This is a genomic window from Halobacteriovorax sp. ZH5_bin.2 (genome assembly GCF_043196375.1).
Taxonomy (GTDB): Bacteria; Bdellovibrionota; Bacteriovoracia; order Bacteriovoracales; family Bacteriovoracaceae; genus Halobacteriovorax_A.
In genome coordinates this window covers 266,307-284,915 of record NZ_JBEBMJ010000002.1, presented here as the reverse complement: position 1 = coordinate 284,915, position 18,609 = coordinate 266,307, and the positions used below count along the sequence as shown (strand labels likewise).

Here is an 18,609-nt window from a genome sequence, read left to right as displayed (position 1 = left end):
AAATTAATAAAAAGGAAATCTAATGGAACAAAGAAAAGTTTGTATTATCACGGGATCACGTATTCCATTTGCAAGGTCTGGGACAAAGTATCAGGGTGTTTCTAACAAGGAGCTAATGACTGCTGCTTTAAAAGGTTTAGTCGACAAGATGAATCTTAAAGGGCAAGAAGTTGGTGAGGTTGTTCTTGGTGCTGTAAGTAAGCACGCTTATGACTTCTCTCTTGCGCGTGAGTGTACAATTGAATCAGGACTGTCTTTTCACACTCCTGCAACAGATATTCAAAAAGCTTGTGGACTTTCTCTTGAGGCCTCAAATATTATTGCAATGAAAATTGCAGCCGGACAAATTGAGTGCGGGATCGCTGGTGGTGTTGACACTAATAGTGATATCCCGGTTGAATTTTCTAAAAAGTTCTCAGATGCCATGAGCCGTGCAAATTACGCTCGCTCAACAGGTGAGCGCATTAAGGCACTGATGAGTATTCGCCCTGCTGACCTTAAGCCTGCCTTTCCTGCTGTAAAAGAGCCTCGTACAGGTCTTTCAATGGGACAAAGTTGTGAGCTTATGGCCCAACGTTGGAATATTGCTCGTAAGGATCAAGACCAACTTGCGTGGGAGTCTCATCAAAATGCTGAGCGTGCATATAATGAAGGATTTTATAATGATCTAGTTGTGCCATTTAAAGGTCTCGAGCGTGATGGAATTCTAAGAGCTAACACAACAGTTGAGAAAATGGGCTCTTTAAGAACAGCTTTCGAAAAATCTGACAAAGCAACTTTAACAGCAGCTAACTCAACACCTCTTACTGATGGTGCTTCTTGTGTTTTCTTATGTTCTGAAGAGTACGCAAAAGAACACAACTTAGAAGTTTCAGCATACTTCACAACTTGTCAGTCGGCAGCAGTTGACTTTATTGAAGAGGAAGGACTTCTAATGGCCCCTGTTTACGCCGTTCCTAAACTTCTAAAACGTGCTGGTCTTACTCTACAAGACTTTGACTTTTATGAAATTCACGAAGCTTTTGCTGCTCAAGTACTTTGTACTTTAAAGGCATGGGAAGATGAAGAATTCTGTAAAACAAAGCTTGGCCTAGACGCTGCTCTTGGATCTATTGATCGCTCAAAGCTTAATGTTAAAGGTGGATCACTTGCTCTTGGACATCCATTTGGTGCAACAGGAGCCAGAATTGTAGCAGGCCTTGCAAAAATGCTTAAAGAAAAAGGCGGCGGACGCGGACTGATTTCTATCTGTACAGCAGGTGGAATGGGTGTTGTTGCAATTATCGAGCGTTAGAAGAAAATAAGAATAAAAAAAGGCACCCAATGGGTGCCTTCTTTATTTGTACTTATTTATCTAAATTATTTTTCAGTACAAGTTTCGTAGCAAAGGTTTCTTTGAGCTTCGTCTTGAACAAGTGCACACTCATCAAAACACCATGGCATTGACTTGTTTCCTGATTGGTACATATAGCTATCAATACAGTAGTCACGTACTGAATTAAAACATGTGTAGAAATCTTCTTTGTTTGTTAATTCTTTACAAGTTTCTTGAGCTTCCATCGCACAAATTTTGATTTGGTTTGCGCTTGCGTTTACAGAAATAAAAAGTGTAGCAGCTAGTAATAGTTTTTTCATATTTTTTCCCTCTAATGATTAAAGATCATAAACACATGAAGCCTGATTTCCAGTGATCTTTGCAAGTTCACTAAGGGCCGCTTCATATTGATATGAATTTAGTTTTCCAGTTTCTTTAAAAGTATATTTTGATTTGTTATTACCCAGAACTTTCTCAGCTAGAACTCTGAAATTGTCTGAGTAGATAATATTCTCAAGATCAACTAGGGCATGATCCGAAATACGGGCCCAGTTGACGATGAGATTATATTGATGAAGCTTAGTATAGCCAGTGGCATAGTAAGCGTTTTCACATATTTCTCTAATATTGCTTGAAGCTTTTGCATTAGATGTAACTGCAAAAAGCATCGCAAGTGTTAAAATCACTGATTTCATATACCTCTCCAATAGCATTGAGTGCCCACTTATAGCCAAGGGGTAACGAAAATTAAAGTGATTTTATGAAATATGTAATTTCTGCACGCTAGATATTGAGCATGGATTCCACAAAGTGGCGTACGCCCTGCGTTGCGACTTCAGCGATAGTTTCATCAAAGAGTTCGGCGTTATTTGTCGGGTGAGGATTGATCTCAAGACAGTGAGCACCAGCGCTCTTGGCGATAGCGACAAAATTGGCAGCAGGGTAGACAAGCCCTGATGTTCCAATAGAAATAAAGAGATCACATTTTAGAAGGGCCTCTTGAATTTCGTCGAGATAAAGCGGAACTTCACCAAACCACACAATATGTGGCCTTAGGTTACCCTTTGTATGACAACACTGGCAGCGATCTTCAACTGTAAGATCATCTTTCCACTCATAAACTCTCTTCGTTTTCTTGCAGCGAACTTTTAAAAGCTGTCCATGCATGTGGTAGATACTTTTTGAGCCAGACCTCTCATGAAGGTTATCGACATTTTGAGTAATAATTGTTGTTTCAAACTTCGCTGATTTTTCAAGTTCGGCCAGGGCCAGATGAGCATCATTAGGATGAACCTCACCTGATTGGAGTTGTCTTCTTCTTTGATTATAGAATTCATGAACTAAATTGGGGTTATTGTTGAAGGCCAAGGGAGAGGCCACTTCGTAAATATCGTGATTTTCCCAAAGTCCATTTTGGTCGCGAAAGGTCTTTAATCCCGACTCCTTAGAGATTCCGGCACCAGATAGTATACAAATGTTTTTTATGCCTGCAAGGAGTGCTTGGTCTTTTAAAAACTTCATGAATTTATGGTAACATACTCTTGGTAAATACATAAAGTGAGGATTTTAGTGGACCCATTATCACAGGCCGTACTTGGCTCAATGGCAGCTCTAGGAGCGACCAAAATTAAGTCAAAGATACGCAGAAAGAATGAAGTATCTAAAAAATCTAAAGAAGCACCTAGTTTAAAGGTGATAGCTCTTTGGGGTGCCCTTGCAGGAATGGCCGCAGACCTCGACATTCTTATTCGTTCATCTACTGATCCACTTTTTCACGTACAATTTCACAGACACTTTACTCATTCACTCTTTTTCATTCCTATAGGTGCTCTTGTCGTTAGTTTATTTCTTAAACTATTTAGGGTTCCTATTAAAAGAAGTTATCTTTATACATTTTGTGCCTATGCTACACATGGTATTCTTGATTCATTTACAAATTATGGAACGCAACTTTTTTGGCCCCTTTCTTCCACTAGAGTTGCTTTAAATACTGTTGCCGTTATTGATCCACTTTGTACAATTCCACTTGTTATTCTTGTCATCATTTGTCTTCGTACTAAGAATTTAAAATTTAATACTGTGGCCATCATCTATGTCGTTGCATTCATGTCTCTTGGTTTCTATCAGAGAGAGCGTGTGACAAACTTTCTGACAACAAAGGGGCTCATTAATGAGCATACTGAGAGGAAGATGATTAAGCCGACAATCTTTAATAATGTGGTTTGGCGTGGAATTGTTGTTGACCAAGATCAGGCTAAGTTCTATGCCGTCAAAAGTATCCCTTTTGGTAAGATCAAACTCTATCCAAAAAGTGAGAGCGCTTCCATTGTTAAAGAAAAAGAAATTAAGAATCTTTTAAAGCATTATAAGTCAGATAAGTTTCCTTATGATTATGAGAGATTTAGAAGTTTTACTAGTGGCTATCTTCATTGGGGAGAAGGTAATACGATCGTGGATTCTCGCTATAGTATTCTTCCTTACTCATCAGAGTCTATGTGGGATATCGAATTTCACAAAGGTGAAGGACACGTAACTTTTAATACTTCGCGCGCTGTGGATATTAACTCACGAAAAGAATTTTTAAAGCTCTTATTTGATTTCTAGTAAGTATGACTCTAGGGACTTTATATTCTCAGGTGAAATCTCATGAGTATTAATCTTAAAGCTTTCGTATTGAGCATCTGTAATTTTCTTTTTTAGCTGCAAAAAGCTATTGTGAGAATTTTCAAATTCGACAACAGGGTCACCTTCGTTATGAATTGAAAGGTGCTTAAAGTTTAAGTTCTCACCAAGTTTATCGACTCGTGTGTTTGCATTAATGGCAATCGACGCATGGATTCCTGGAAGGTGACTTGCCATAATTGGGGCGAGATAGCCCCCTTGAGAATAGCCAACAATAGTAACATCTTTAAATTCAATATCTTTTGCTTTTAAGAAGTTTCCAAGGGCCTCAATTGGTGTACTCATATCAATATAGTATTTCTGTCTTGTGTGGTCATAGAAGTACCAACTATAGCGATATGTAATTTGTTTAGGCCTAATTTTTGGAATAGGAAAAACTCCATTTGGAATGAGGATACGAAAACTCTTGAAAATTTGAGGTGATAATTTATCAACGATATTTTCTTTGATTTGTTCATTATTCTGAGCAAAACCATGAAGAACAAAAAGTGTCTTCTGTGCTTTAGGGTTACCCATTTCAAGCGAATCAATCGGGAGATTTGTACCAACAATTGTGCGACTAGTATTATTTTCCATATGTTCTATAATAGATGGGGCGAGGGGAATTTTAAAGTGAATTCTAAAACCAATGAGAACTTACAAAATGATGATATGGATCTGGCCAAGGAGATTATCTTGGAGAATATCTCGTTCTTTGAGTGGATGAATATGGAGAATCTCCTCATCTCAATCAAAAGTGAGGATCTTAGTCTTCTTGATGAAGTGAATATGGAAGTGCTTGAGTCCTACCTAAATGAATTTATCAAAGAAGGTCTTGTGGAAGTAAAGCACGAGGCCAAGAATGAAGCCTTCTATCGTCGTGTTCAAATTAAGAAAAAGAAATTTCTAAAATTCTTTTAGAACCCAGTTAGAGAAAGATTGCCATAAATAACCAAAGAGCTCCTGCTGTTGATAGAGGAATCGTTAGATTGTCATCGATTTTAAAATCCATAAAGTCGACGGCCGTCACAACAAGTGAACTAAAGATAGTGACAAGTGCAATTCTTACATTAAATTCATATACACTTAGAAGAACCATTAGGTGAATAGCGAGTGTTGCAATTAAAAAGGCAAGTGTTCCCTCAAGAGAGCGGTTATCTTTTAACTTTGTCTTTCCAAAGCGAATGCCAATAATGGCACTTAAAGGATCACAAACTGCAAGTGTGAAAACAGCAACAAGTGTAATAGTTTTTGGAAATGTTAAGATAGTTAGAAGCAGTCCCATTAGATACGGCATTGAGGCCGATTCTTTCAGTTGCTCTTCAGCACGTAAAAGGTAGCGACTACCTAATTTCATTAAGCGGTTTTCTGGGTAGTTAATTCTAATCTGTTCAAGAATATAAAAAACACATGTGGCAATACCAAGAATATGGACGGCCTGAGCGTGAGTTAGAAAATGCTTATAAATCATCCCCGCAATAAGGCCCATCGAGAAGTGGAAGATCCTACGTGGCATATGTAGGTCTTTTCTTGTCTTCGTAATCTCTTCTTTTGTTTCGTTTTCTTCTTGTGAAACTTGTTCAGTTATATCTTTATTCGATGTTTCCACATCGTTATTTTCATTATTTGAAATAGTCGTATCCATATAGGCATCTTAACTCAGGTTGTTAATCCTGACAAAACTATTTTTTTAGTCCAGAGAGACTGTTCGCGATAAAATCTTTGGTAATTTTGAAAATTGAACGGCGATCTTGTCCATAGCTAAATTGCCCATCATTTAGAGACTCCAGAGAGACCTCTCCACTGCGTTTTAGTGCTTCTTTGAGGATTAGTGGACCAGCTATTTCAAAGATAAAAATACTGGAGATTATGGTATGAAAAATTATGTCGCTTGTAACGTGAGGGATTTTTTGAATGGCCATGGCAACGGCAATTGCTGTCCCAGCGTGAGAGTAGAGGCAATGACCTAACATACTGTAATCATTGGATGTTACACGCTTGGCAAAGAGACGATGAGCAAAATAAACAGAAAGGGTTCGTATGAGAATGTACATGATCACAAAGAGCGCATTTTCCGAAATTAGTCCTGCAATATTTATATGAGTACCAGCGTAGACGAAGAATATTGCATAAAGTGAACTTCCAATATCTCTTACCGTTGTGTGAATCAACCTTCCTTTTGAAGAGGCCTGAGTCACAGTAAATCCAAGAACGAGAGAAATCAAGAGAACATTTAAGTTTAAAAAATAGGCCAAGGTCTGAGAAAAGAGAATCATAGTAAGGATTGAGAAGAGGAAGTTACCGATCTTATTCTCAAAATTCTCAAGCCATGTTAAAAGTAGGCCAAGGGCAACTCCTACAGCAATTGATCCAATGACCTCTTTGGCCATGGAAAGGATCGCCTGATAGGAAGAAACTGATGAGGGCCAAAGACCCGTTGCCTGGAATACTGAAGTAAAGAATAGGCTACCAACGATGGTTAGCCCTGTTACGACTGCTAGGTGGATCATGATGGCATCGGTAATTGGCCCATGAGTATTATACTCCTTCATGACAAGTACTGTGGTAGGTGGTGCTGCTTCAATACTTATAATTCCAAGCATGACCGAAATGATAAATATATTGGCCGCGGAGAGACCGGTAAATATCAGCAGGCAAGTAGCAAAGAGGATGCTACTAATAAGAAACATGAGAAAGACCTTAAAGTGTGTCTCCTTTATGAGCTCGTTACTTAGTCGCCGTAAAAGATACTTATTAAACTCCCCTCCAATATTGAAGAGAATAAGCCCTAGGGCCAGGTCTGACAGATAATTTGTTTTTTCAAGAAATTCGTGAGTGATTATTCCTGTGACATAGGGACCTAAAACAATCCCAAGCATAATAAAGCCACTGACTTTGGGGATACCAATGATTTTAGTAAATCGTGCTACCACCAGGCATAGCAAAAGGCACAGGCCTAGAATTGGAATAACGGCCTGGGTATCTGTTAAATCGATGAAGTCGAACACATCTAACCTCGCTCTTTGGCTTTGTTGAAATTTAACGCAGACGGACGCTCCGTCAAACTTAAGAGGTATAAAGATACCTTAATTAGATTAAGTTTTTTACAACTAATGATGGAAATGACTACAATAGAAGTATCAATTATTTAACGAGGTTGTTCATTTGAAGAAGAAAATCTATTTCACACTTTTTATTCTCGCCATTATTGCAGCTCTTATGGGTTGGGGGATTTTAAATTACCCTAAATCAGATGGGACTCGCTCCGGAAAATTAGTGCGAATTACGAAGAAAGGTGTCTTCTTTAAAACATATGAGGGAACACTTGATCTAGGTAGTGGAGACAGGCTTACTTGGGGATTCTCTGTTCACGATAAGGCATTAGGTGAGCAGTTAGTTGCTCAGGCCGGAAAGAATGTAAAACTTGAATATAAAGAGCTCTTCTTTAAATTCTTCTACGAGACAAATAATGTCGTTGATGGTTGGTCGATTGTTGAAAGTGCCGAGGATAATGTATTTCTATGCCGCTTAGTTCGTATCCTACAAGAAAACTCTTCTATTGTTGAGTACCTAAGGCCTCGAATTCAAGAACAGGATAGCGAATTACTTCAGAGGATGCGAGATTGTAAATAAGCGTGCCATGCACCTAAATGGCAGCTAGGGTTGGCAGTTTGTAAATCTGTGATATTAAATCAGGGCCATGGCCAGATTTTGATATCACAACAGAATTGGTTTACAAGTGTCCAATATTATTAGTTTCTGTGAACAGTTTCTTAAGCTAGTTATGCTAAATACTAAAAATTGTTAAGAAAATTTACTTTATGTCGATAAACTTGTTTGAGTAACGAAAATTATTTAACAGGTTTGATATCGATGCACGTATTTCTCTTTCTAATAGCAATAGCTTTTAGCTCCTGTTCGAAGATTAAGTATTCTATCGTTGGTGGTGGAAGCATTTCTATTCCGACAGTCTCTCTTCTAGACTCAGACTCTAGTAGTGAGGAATTTAGTAATGACTTAACAGTTGGTATTAGTGTCGCAAATACAGATGGTGCGACAAAATTTTGTATTTCTGAAACGCAAACAACTCAACCGACGGACACGGCCACTTGTAATGGTGGGACCTGGATGCTAACTCCTCCAGCAACTTATACTTTCACGCCTGGTGAAGGAAGTCGTGATGTCTATGTTTGGACAGCTGATAGTGCTGATCATATTTCTGAAGATCCAATTGTTGGAACTATCGAAGTTGATACCGTTGCACCAACAACGGTCATTACAACTCCTCCTGCTACCGTTATTGATGAATCAAATCAAACAAGTTTTACTCTTAGTGGAAGTTGTAGTGAAGACGACGGTGAAGTTCAAGTATCTAATGCAATAAATGCAACGACAACATGCTCTGGTGGTGTCTGGAATGTTGATGTGGATACTGCAGCAATTCCAAATGGTAGCCTCGACTTTGATGTTGTCTATACTGATAGCGCAGGAAACTCTTCAGTTCAAGAAACGATTACTCTTACAAAGAATGTTTCGATGCCTGATCCAACACTTACGATGTCGTCAAGTGACTCAAATGATTTAACAGTAGGGCTTAGTGTTGGAAATGATACCTATGCAACCATGTGGTGTTTATCTGAAACTCAAGCTACAAAACCGGTCGACACTTCGACTTGTGCAGATGGAAGTTGGGTGACGACTGAACCTACTGACTTTACTTTTTCAGCAGGTGCCGATGGGTCAAGAACAGTTTATATTTGGACGGCCACAACTGGTGACTATATCAGTGATAATCCTATCAGCGCCACAGTTAATTATGATACTTCAGTTCCAAGTGTGACTATTACAAACACAGCAGGCGAAGTCTTTGGCCCAAGTGCTACTTTATCAGGAACATGTACAGAAGATGGTAATGTTACTTTAAGTGGAAACGTAGTGACTAAATCAACAGCGTGTACGGGAGGGAATTGGAGTGATACCTTTGACTTTAGCACCCAAGCCGACGGTGCCGTAACTGTAAGTGCGACAGTTACAGATAATGCAGGAAATATATCTAGTCCAGAATCTAAAAACTTCTCAAAAACTTCAAGCTACTTACACTCTCTAAATATCGATACAATTAATAGTTACGATATTGATCTTAGCTACGCAGTAATTAACACAACAAATCTTCAAACATATAAATATCAAATAGCAACAGGAACAACGGCGCCAAGTGATTGTTCAACAGGTGTTGATTTTGGAAATACTAATCTTTCCCAATCGATTTCTTCCCTTGATCCTTCAACTCAATATAGCTTAACAGTTTGTTATATCGATACTTCAAGTAATACGATTGGACAACAAAGCACAACGTTTACAACGGCTGCAATCGCATCTTCGGGAACAAGCTTAACTTGTTCTGGTGGTGGAGATGTTAATACAACTTGCTATGTAAATGATCTTCAAACCATGGCCGATGCAACAGTCATTTATATTCCGGGAAATCTTGTGATTCAAAGTGGTGGTGATATTTCTTCCAATGCTGTTGAAAAAATTATTATGCAAGTTGATGGAAGCACGACGATTGAATCTGGTGGAAAAATTTCTGCAAACCTAACTCTTTTAAGTACCACAACTCTTGATATCCAAGCAGGTGCAAGTATTGATGTCTCAAGTAAAGGTTATGCAGGAGGAGCAAGTGGTGCGGCCAATGGAACAGGTCCTTCTGGAGGTTTTGGTTTTACTGGCACGAGTGCTGACCCAGGTGGTGCAGGACACGCTGGGCCTGGTGGTGATGGGCGCTCTAGCGGTGGGACTACTGTCTATGGTTCAAGAACTGAGCCCGTTGACTTCGGTTCTGGTGGTGGAGCTGGTGATGCTCAAGCCGGTGGGGCCGGTGGTGGTGTTGCTAAAATTATTGCGACAAATTTAAATATTGACGGAAATATTCTTGCTCAAGGTGGTGCTGGTGTTAACAGTTGTTGTGATCAGGGAGCTGGTGGCTCCGGTGGGTCACTGTGGATTACTTCTCAAACTACAATTACGGGAAGCGGAATAATTTCTGTAAATGGTGGCTCTGCAGGTGGAATTAATGGTTCAGATGGGACGGGGGCCGGTGCAGCTGGACGTCTTGCAATTTATCAAAACTCTGGTGTTTATACATTCAATGGGACGATTGGTGTTTCAGGTGGAAGTGTCGGAACACGTGCTTCTGATGGTAGCTTCTACTTAGCTCTTGCAAGTAATGATCAGCTTTGTGATAGTGGAAACTTTTCTTCAACATGTATTATCAATACTTCCAAAGTTATTGGTGGTGATACAATTATCACAAGCGGTAACTTAACAATCGATACAACTGGAAATCTAAGCGTTAAGGGCCTTGATTCAGATTTTGCCTTTAACAATGCTGCTGGAAATTTTACGATTGCTTCAGGTGGTGTTTTATCAATGGATGCAATGACGGCCATTAGTAATATTGTTGCTAATAATTTTAATATGGCCGGGACGTTAAATGCGAATATTTCAGATTCAACTATTTCAAACGCAATAATCTCTGGTTCTATAAACGCCAATAATAAAGGCTACTTTGGTGGCCGTGCGATGGGCAATGGTGGTGGACCAGCTGGTGGTATTGGAACAGATGATAACGGTGGTGGCGGTGGTCACGCAACTGATGGCTTTAATGGTAATGCTGGGACGGCCGGAGCTCCTGCATATGGTTCAATTAGTGCTCCTGTCGAATATGGCTCAGGTGGAGGTGCTGGTGGTTCACGTATTGGTGGAAGCGGTGGTGGTGCCGTTAAATTAAGTGTCACAAATACTTTAGATATTTCAGGAACAATATCTGCCAATGGTGGCAATGGCCAGGAGAGTTCTGATATCTCAGGTGGTGGTGCTGGTGGATCAATATGGCTTTCTGCTGACAACTTAGTTTTGGCAGCAACTCTCACAGCAACAGGTGGTACATCTGGACACACGAATTCCGGCGGAAACGGAGCTGGCGGTAGGATCTCTATTATAGCTAACCAAGCAACTGTTAATGCAAGCGTTAGTCACCTTGCTGGACGTGGTGTTGCTGAGGGAACTGCGTATGTTAACATTCCAAATATCTATCCTAATTGTAGTGGTGGTGGAGATGTTCTAACTACGTGTTATATCAACGACACTCAAACATTGATGGCCAACGTAACTTATACGATCTTAGGAAATTTAACTCTTCAAAGTGGTGCTCTTGTACAAACACCAGATGCAACAAGTATAGGGCTTAATATTGGTAGTAATCTTGTGATTGAATCTGGTGGAACACTTGCGGCCAATATAACTGAACTTAATGCGACAAATATTGATATTCAGTCGGGTGGTGCCATTAATCTTAATGGCCGAGGTTACACTGGAGGACGAGATGGTGGTGCCGATGGAAAAGGCCCTTCTCCAGGTTTAGGAAATGGTACTGATGAATCTGGTGGTGCTGGACACGCATCTCCTGGTGCAAATGGAGAAGGTGGATCAACTACTGGTGGAAGCGTCACTTATGGTGTCGCAAGTTCACCTATCGAGTACGGATCAAGTGCTGGCTCTTCAAATGGGCGAGATGGTGGAGATGGTGGAGGTGCCATTAAAATCATTACAGATGACTTAATTGTTAATGGTTCCTTAACTGCTAATGGTACTGATGGGGCATCTAGCTCTATTTATGCAGCTGGTGGTGGAGCTGGTGGATCAATTTGGCTACAGGTTAACAATTCATTTTCTGGTACAGGATTAATTACAGCAAAAGGTGGTGCAGGTATGACATATACCTACGGAGCAGGGAGTGGTTCTGGGGGCCGTATTGCTATTGAGTTCAATGGTGCTTCATATGACTTCTCTGGAAGTGTTTTAACGACAGGTGGCCTTGGAAAGAAAAGGGCCGGAGATGGAACGTTTTATTTAGCTCTATCAAATCCTTCAGCGATTTGTGATAGTGGTGATCTCGTTTCAACTTGCTTTATTAATCAAAGTAAAACAATTGGTGCAAATTATACAATCAATGCAAATAACTTAGAAATTGCAGATAGTGTTTCTCTGTCTATTGATGGCCTTAATCCGGGGATTGCAGTTGACCTAACTGGTAACTTAACTCTTAAGCCTAACTCAAGTATCTCATATCCTGCCAATGCTCGTGGTATTGAACTGCTCGCAGATGGAAATGTAACATTAGAAACAAATGCAACGATTCTAGCTAATCTCACAAATCTTGAGGCCCAAACACTTGACCTCCAAACAGGATCAAGCCTCAATGCAAAAGGGCTTGGATATCTTGGGGCCGGTCTTGGCCGTCAAGATGGTTTTGGGATCTCTCCTGGACTTTCAAATAATACAGATGAAGCCGGTGGTGGTGCTCACGCATCTGCTGGTGGTAATGGAGAAGGCGCAGCAACGCTAGGTGGACAAACGCCTTACGGTAGTGAAACCAATCCTGTTGACTATGGTTCAGGTGGAGGAGCTTCTAAGAATGTTGCTGGTGGTAATGGTGGAGGGGCCATTAAGATTGTGGCCAACGATATTATTCTAAATGGGAGTATTCTAGCTCAAGGAAATGACGGGGCGACTACTTCTATTTATGCTTCAGGTGGTGGTGCCGGAGGTTCTGTTTGGATTCAAGCGGCCAATTCAATTATTGGAAGTGGAAATATTCTTGTTTCTGGTGGCGAAGGTAAATTGTATTACTACGGAAGTGGTAGTGGTTCTGGTGGAAGGCTTTCAATTGAACTTGCAGGTAGTAATTATAACTTAACAGGTGTTGTTAATACTAATGGTGGCTCTAGTAGTAAACACGGGGGCCCTGGAACATTTCATTTAGGACTTTCAACTAACGATGCTATTTGTGATAGTGGTAATTTTGCAACTACTTGTACAATTGCTTCAACTAAACCATTAGGAAATAATATTGTTCTTACTGGTGCGAATCTTATTCTATCTCCAAGTGCAGGACTTGCAATTTCTGGTCACAATGGAAATTTCTCAATTGATTTAACAGGAAGCCTAAGCCTTCAAGCTGGCTCAAGTATCACTTATACAGAATATCTTCGATCGATTTCAATTGCGGCCGACACGGCCATCACAATTGAGAATGGATCATCAATTAATGCGAACCTATCTCTTCTTGAAACGTCTGCTTTTGATCTTCAATCTGGTGGCCTAATAAGTGCTGTCGGACTTGGGTACTACGGTTCTAGAAATCGTCTTGAAGAAGGTTTTGGGCCTTCTCCTGGACTCACTAATAGTAATGATGAAGCTGGGGGCGGGGCCCACGGTGGAAATGGTGGTAATGGTGAAAATGCAACATCGACTGCTGGTGGAAATAGTCCATATGGTAGCTTAACTGCTCCTATCACTTTTGGTTCAGGTGGTGGTTCATCTGGAAATTACCGAGGTGGTAATGGTGGTGGTGCCATTAAAATTATTGCTGATACAGTAAATGTTGATGGTGAGATTAAGGCCGATGCCAATGCTGGTGCAGGTGCAAGTATTTACGCTGCGGGTGGTGGTGCTGGTGGTTCCATTTGGATTACTGCTAACACAAGTTTTACTGGTACAGGAAATATTCAGGCCAAAGGTGGTAACTCTGGTGGACGTGGTGCTGGTTCAGGATCAGGCGGCCGATTATCAGTTGATATGACAACTTCAACTAATACATTCTCCGGAATGTTCTATTATGGGCCTGGAGCTTCAACTCATCCCGGAGACTCTGGTACTTTAAATCTAACCTATACAACATTAGATGAATTTTGTGATGTTGGAACAAGTACTACGACTTGTGAAATTAACAATGTTAAGTGGCTTCCGAGTGATCTCTTTGCAGGGAATTTAACGTTAAATAATGATGTCTATCTTTTTGATAGTACAACAAATATTACAGTGACTGGTGACCTTCTTGTTAAATCTGGAGCAACGATTCAATCACAAAATCGTGATAAGTACACATTCGATATTTCTGGAGATGCTACGATTGAGGCCGGTGCCACAATGAAGGTTAATCTTGCTGATTTTATTGCAACAAATCTCGATCTTGCTGGAACAGTTGATGTCTCAGAGAAAGGATATACAAGTACATCAGGCCCTGGTGGAGGTAAAGACTCTAGTGGTGGAAATAATCCTGGTGGTGGTGCTAGCTATGGAAGTGTTGGCGGCCAAGGCTATAGTTCCAATACTTGGGGAAATCTATATGGAGATGAAACTGCTCCAACTGACTTAGGCTCTGGTGGTGGACGAGAAACTAATGCTGCTGGTGGAGATGGAGGCGGTGCTGTTAAATTTAGTATTTCAAATTTAACTAATTTTACAGGATCAATTTTATCAAATGGTGGCGATGGAGAAAATAATGGCGATCGATCTAGTGGTGGTTCTGGTGGATCTATATGGATCAATACCGGTTCAATTACTGGAAATGGTTCAATGGCCGCTCAAGGTGGTTCTGCAAGTGGGTCTTCAAGTGGTTACGGTGGCGCGGGTCGAATTGCTATTACCATGACAGATATTAGTGGCGTCTATCAATATGGTGGAGCAATCGATATGAAAAATAATGACTTTGGAATTGATGAGGGCTCATTCTATGTTTCATTAATGGACCAGGATTCAATTTGTACAACGGGTGGCTTTGGTTCAACTTGTACTGTTAGTAACGACCTAACACTAGGTGGTGTGCAAAGCTTTACAGGTGCCGGAAACTTTATTCTTGATACAGCTATGACTCTTAGAGTTTATGGAAATAATACAGATGTAGGTTTTAATGTTAATGGGAATTTCTCAACAGCAATTTCTAGTTTAATTTCTGCAAGTAAAGATATTACTCAAATCCATTCAGGTGGTGTTGTCACTTTTGATGGATCTGTTGAAGCGGGACTTCCAGACGTCTACGCTGTCGGTGATATTAATGTGAATGCTCCAATCTCTTCACTTGGAAAAGGGGAGCTGCCAGGGCGTCTAGGTCATAATGGTTATGGAACGGCCGGTGGTGTTGCTTGTTCAAGTGGTGATAACCCTGCTGGTGCAGGTGGGCACGCTGGTGCTGGTGGTAATGGATATTGTGCTAATAGTGGAGTTACATATGGTAGTGCTACCGAGCCTAATACTGCTGGTTCAGGTGGTGGAAGTGATGATGATGGTGACTATAGTGGTGGTGCCGGAGGTGGTGTAATTTGGTTAGTTTCAGATGCAAATGTTAATATTGCAGCATCTGTTGATGCTAATGGTGTGAACGGAAACTCTACCGGTGGAACAGGTGGTTCTGGTGCCGGAGGGTCGGTTTACGTAAAAGGCCTTACTTGTGATGGTAGTGGAAATATTTCGACAATTGGTGGGTCAAATACGACAGGTTATCGCGGATCAGGTGGCGGTGGTGGCCGAATTCACGTAAATTGTGGAACGAATAATTGGCTTGGACTTGCTGATGCCTCTGGTGGACTTGGTGCCGATGCTAGTCGCGATGGAGGAGTCGGTAGCGTTGATTATACAGTTATTCCATAAGCGTGCCATGCACCTTTGGTTTCGCACCTGCTAAATAATCTCTTTGTACTTTCGTATTTAGCAGGTGCGAAACCAAAGGTGCATGGCACCCTCTTACCAAGACCAGTACTTAACTGTTAAAGCAACGAGTAGACATGGAAAGAGGATGATCACAGTAAAAAGCAAAAAGTTAAATGCATAGAATTCTGGATCTTGAAAGAATTTAGTTATCATTTTCTTTAGTGACATGTCGGCGCTCCTGGCGCTGGACTCCACATCATATACACGCGGTAGATGATTGTAGCAGTTCCAATAATTAAAAATAAGTAAGGGACACCAGCTTGAATTCTGCTTGGGAATTTTATTTTTCTAATGGCTCTTGGCCCAAGGACCAGTCCAGGAAGTGTTCCCAGCCAAAAGAAGAAGACAAAGAGTGCCGCTAGTGCAGGTGAGGCCGCACTTATCGCTAGTGCTAACATCGCCCATAAAAGCCCACATGGAAGAAGAACACTGATACTCCCAATTGAGAAATTAAAGAGGTGAGGTTTATTTCCGACTTTTTTTGAAATCTTTGGCCAAAGCTTGGCATTCAAGTTGTGTAATTTTTGTGAAACTATTTGAGCAAATTTAAAATTTGAAAATTTAAAAAGCCTTTTAAGTCCCATCCAGATTAAGATCAAACCAATACTCAAACCAGAAAATAGCATGAGGTATGGGTTTGATTTGATATCTAAGATTGTAAAGCCAAGCACCGGAATAACCAGTGCTGTGGCCATGTAGCCCAAGAGTCTTCCTACTTGGTAGGACATATTTTGACTAAAGGACTTAGAGACGGCCATGGTAATTCCACCACACATTCCCACACAGTGGAAGTTAGCAACAAGTCCCATTGTAAGACCTGCGCTTATGATAACGTATGGTGAGATTCCCTGTAGACTACTTAACTGGTCCAACAAGTACCGCCTCTTTTATGATCTCTTCATTTGTGTCGAGATCTTTTATGATGAAGTTAAACTTTAAGCTTCCGTTAGTAAGCACTTCATTGTTAAAGACAATGAAGACAATTTTTCTTTCGTGATTTGATTTTAAGACGAATGGATTTCTTGGCATCTTTAACTCGAAAGATCCTTCTTTTATACCTTGGACTGCAATTTCGATATTTCTTTCAACAATTTCACCACTCTGTTCAATAACGATATGAAAGTGGTTTCTCGTTGTCGTTGGTGTACTTACTGTAAATGGTACTCCTGGTCCTCTTAGGACTGTCGTTGTAATACCTTGAGTAAGTGAAAGACTGTAGATAAAGCCAATTAGTAGACCAACGAGTACAACTAAGTAACCAACATTTCTAATAGAGAAAATATGGCGGCCTTTTCCTTCAATATTACTTTGAGTGTCATAGCGAATTAGCCCTTTTGGTCGATTCGTTTTTAACATGATGTCGTCACATGCATCAATACAATTTGTACAAGCGATACATTCAAGTTGTACACCACGTCTGATGTCAATTCCTGTTGGACAGGCCTTAACACATGCATAGCAGTTGATACAATCACCATGCTCTTCCGGTTTCATTCCTGGTTGACGTCTTGGCTCTCCACGTTTTTCATCGTAAAGAATTGCCATTGAATTCTCATCCATGATTACTGACTGCATTCTTCCGTAAGGACAAGCGATAATACAAAACTGCTCTCTAAACCAACCAAAGTCTAAAAGGATAATTGTTGTGATAAGAAGCATGATTGTAAATAAAGTGAAGTTTTCTGCTGGGTTTTGAAAACTTACAGAAAGTAGGTGATGAGTCCCTACAAAGTATCCCAGAAATGTATGTGAGATATGTAGAGAGACGGCAAGAAAGGCAATCCACTTAAGTGATTTCTTGATAACTTTCTCTTTCGTCCATGGCCCTTCAGCTAGTTTCTTTCTCGCTCTTGGTTTCCCTTCAATAAGGGCCTCGAGCTTGAGGAAAATAGAGGAGATGAAAACTGTTTGAGGACATGCCCAACCACACCAAACGCGCCCAAAAATACTTGTGATAAACCCGATGAAAAATAAAAAACCGAGTATCACAAATATTAAAATAGGCGCATTGTGGGCATAAAATTTGTATGTAAAGAATGAAAATTCTCTGGCCGGGATATTAAGGAGAATCATTTGTTCTCCTTGAATATATATCCACGGCAAGACGAGATAGACAAAAATCAGAAACCAATAGAATATCTCACGCCTGGTTTTCCAGAAACCTTTTACTTCTTCTGGGAACAGGAAGACACGGTGTCCACTATCATCAGTTGTACCTAGCCTTGATTCGTGTAATTCAAATTGTGATTTCTTTGCCATTTCTTTCTCTTTTATTTCTTACTCGTTAAGTAGCTCACCTTGTGGCTCTTTAGCTTTTGCAGGAGTTGTTCCTTGTAGTGCTATTACATGGTCAGTAACTGCCATGATATCTTCCTTACTTAGGATGTCTCCCCAAGCAGGCATCCCCATCTCTTCATTACCATGAACAACAAACTTATAGATTTGTTCTGGATCAAGTTTTGTAATATTAATCCAGTGCTTATCTGTTAAGTTTGGACCGATATCCCCACCACCATCGTCTAAGTGGCAAGCTGCACAGTTTTCAATAAAGACAGTATTTCCAAGTTCTTTTGCAGCAGGTGTTGCTACATAGCTATCGTATGCTTGGATATCAAAGTTAGCAGTATTAGCTGCTTCAGCATCGATGATCTTTTGCATTTGTGCCATATCCATTTTGTATGTATCCAATAGAGTTGGCCCGTCCATTAGGACGTAGTACATAAAGTATGGGATAGAGAAGATAAATGAAAGTGCCCAAACTCCTGTCCACCAGCTAGGTAGAGGGTGGTTAAGCTCCTGAATACCGTCGTATTCATGATCCATAACAAGATCTTTCTCATCTTCAAGTACGATATTTTCTTGCTTCGATTTGTTATTTTCGTTAGTCATTGTTGCTTCCTTTGTTTTCATTAACGACTGCCTCGCCGTCAGAAAGTGCATTGTTGGCAACTTCTTCATAAAGCTCTTTCGAGCCCGGTCTCATTGACCAGAAGAAGGCCCCCAAGAAGATGGCCGCGAAAATGAATAGCGACACTGCTGGCATCCATTCCCACGGCATATTTTGCATTACTTCAGATTTCATC

General features: G+C 40.5%; 16 protein-coding genes. 5 read left to right on the top strand and 11 right to left on the bottom strand.

Annotated features, from left to right (window positions below):
- Positions 1-22: 22 nt before the first annotated feature.
- On the top strand, positions 23-1,294 hold the full coding sequence (locus tag ABMA76_RS06515) for an acetyl-CoA C-acetyltransferase (RefSeq protein WP_392907852.1): 1,272 nt from the start codon (positions 23-25) through the stop codon (positions 1,292-1,294).
- Positions 1,295-1,359: 65 nt separating this feature from the next.
- On the opposite strand, the gene ABMA76_RS06510 is transcribed toward ABMA76_RS06515, so the two are convergent.
- From ABMA76_RS06510 to ABMA76_RS06500, 3 genes are all read right to left on the bottom strand, one after another.
- Positions 1,360-1,635, bottom strand: a complete 276-nt coding sequence (locus tag ABMA76_RS06510) for a hypothetical protein (RefSeq protein ID WP_392855911.1) — start codon at positions 1,633-1,635, stop codon at positions 1,360-1,362.
- An 18-nt stretch (positions 1,636-1,653) separates the two neighbouring features.
- A complete protein-coding gene (locus tag ABMA76_RS06505; RefSeq protein ID WP_392907855.1) occupies positions 1,654-2,010 on the bottom strand; it encodes a hypothetical protein in 357 nt (118 codons plus the stop codon).
- A gap of 88 nt (positions 2,011-2,098) precedes the next feature.
- Entirely contained in the window at positions 2,099-2,836 is a 738-nt protein-coding gene (locus tag ABMA76_RS06500; protein WP_393061191.1) for an NAD-dependent deacylase, read from the bottom strand.
- 48 nt (positions 2,837-2,884) lie between these two features.
- Here ABMA76_RS06500 and ABMA76_RS06495 point away from each other — a divergent pair, with 48 nt between their 5' ends.
- Positions 2,885-3,919, top strand: coding sequence for a metal-dependent hydrolase (locus tag ABMA76_RS06495; RefSeq protein WP_393061189.1), 1,035 nt, complete (start codon positions 2,885-2,887; stop codon positions 3,917-3,919).
- Here ABMA76_RS06495 and ABMA76_RS06490 read toward each other — a convergent pair.
- Positions 3,905-4,573, bottom strand: coding sequence for an acyl-CoA thioester hydrolase/BAAT C-terminal domain-containing protein (locus ABMA76_RS06490; protein ID WP_393061187.1), 669 nt, complete (start codon positions 4,571-4,573; stop codon positions 3,905-3,907). The genes ABMA76_RS06495 and ABMA76_RS06490 overlap by 15 nt on opposite strands.
- Positions 4,574-4,609: 36 nt before the next feature.
- On the opposite strand from ABMA76_RS06490, the gene ABMA76_RS06485 reads away from it, so the two are divergent.
- Complete coding sequence (locus ABMA76_RS06485; RefSeq protein ID WP_392907866.1) at positions 4,610-4,897, top strand: hypothetical protein; 288 nt, start codon at positions 4,610-4,612, stop codon at positions 4,895-4,897.
- A 7-nt stretch (positions 4,898-4,904) separates the two neighbouring features.
- On the opposite strand, the gene ABMA76_RS06480 is transcribed toward ABMA76_RS06485, so the two are convergent.
- The gene (locus ABMA76_RS06480; RefSeq protein WP_392907868.1) at positions 4,905-5,621 is read right to left on the bottom strand and encodes a diacylglycerol/polyprenol kinase family protein; all 717 of its coding nucleotides are present in this window, start codon (positions 5,619-5,621) and stop codon (positions 4,905-4,907) included.
- 37 nt (positions 5,622-5,658) lie between these two features.
- Complete coding sequence (locus ABMA76_RS06475; RefSeq protein ID WP_392907871.1) at positions 5,659-6,984, bottom strand: cation:proton antiporter; 1,326 nt, start codon at positions 6,982-6,984, stop codon at positions 5,659-5,661.
- A 157-nt stretch (positions 6,985-7,141) separates the two neighbouring features.
- Here ABMA76_RS06475 and ABMA76_RS06470 point away from each other — a divergent pair, with 157 nt between their 5' ends.
- Both ABMA76_RS06470 and ABMA76_RS06465 read left to right on the top strand, forming a co-directional pair.
- The gene (locus ABMA76_RS06470) at positions 7,142-7,609 is read left to right on the top strand and encodes a hypothetical protein (protein ID WP_392907873.1); all 468 of its coding nucleotides are present in this window, start codon (positions 7,142-7,144) and stop codon (positions 7,607-7,609) included.
- A 240-nt stretch (positions 7,610-7,849) separates the two neighbouring features.
- Positions 7,850-15,466 carry a beta strand repeat-containing protein gene (locus tag ABMA76_RS06465; RefSeq protein WP_392907875.1) on the top strand — a complete coding sequence of 2,539 codons (7,617 nt, stop codon included), beginning with the start codon at positions 7,850-7,852 and terminating at the stop codon, positions 15,464-15,466.
- Positions 15,467-15,559: 93 nt separating this feature from the next.
- On the opposite strand, the gene ABMA76_RS06460 is transcribed toward ABMA76_RS06465, so the two are convergent.
- From ABMA76_RS06460 to ABMA76_RS06440, 5 genes are read right to left on the bottom strand one after another with little or no spacing between them, the layout of a single operon-like run.
- Positions 15,560-15,694, bottom strand: a complete 135-nt coding sequence (locus ABMA76_RS06460) for a hypothetical protein (protein ID WP_021266605.1) — start codon at positions 15,692-15,694, stop codon at positions 15,560-15,562.
- Positions 15,685-16,398 carry a sulfite exporter TauE/SafE family protein gene (locus ABMA76_RS06455; protein WP_393061185.1) on the bottom strand — a complete coding sequence of 238 codons (714 nt, stop codon included), beginning with the start codon at positions 16,396-16,398 and terminating at the stop codon, positions 15,685-15,687. The genes ABMA76_RS06460 and ABMA76_RS06455 overlap by 10 nt, the downstream gene beginning before the upstream one ends.
- Complete coding sequence (gene ccoG, locus ABMA76_RS06450; protein ID WP_392907881.1) at positions 16,382-17,785, bottom strand: cytochrome c oxidase accessory protein CcoG; 1,404 nt, start codon at positions 17,783-17,785, stop codon at positions 16,382-16,384. The genes ABMA76_RS06455 and ccoG overlap by 17 nt, the downstream gene beginning before the upstream one ends.
- A gap of 18 nt (positions 17,786-17,803) precedes the next feature.
- On the bottom strand, positions 17,804-18,415 hold the full coding sequence (locus ABMA76_RS06445) for a cbb3-type cytochrome c oxidase N-terminal domain-containing protein (protein ID WP_393061183.1): 612 nt from the start codon (positions 18,413-18,415) through the stop codon (positions 17,804-17,806).
- Entirely contained in the window at positions 18,408-18,608 is a 201-nt protein-coding gene (locus ABMA76_RS06440) for a cbb3-type cytochrome c oxidase subunit 3 (RefSeq protein WP_021267131.1), read from the bottom strand. Before ABMA76_RS06440 ends, ABMA76_RS06445 begins: the two co-directional genes overlap by 8 nt.
- Position 18,609: the final 1 nt, after the last annotated feature.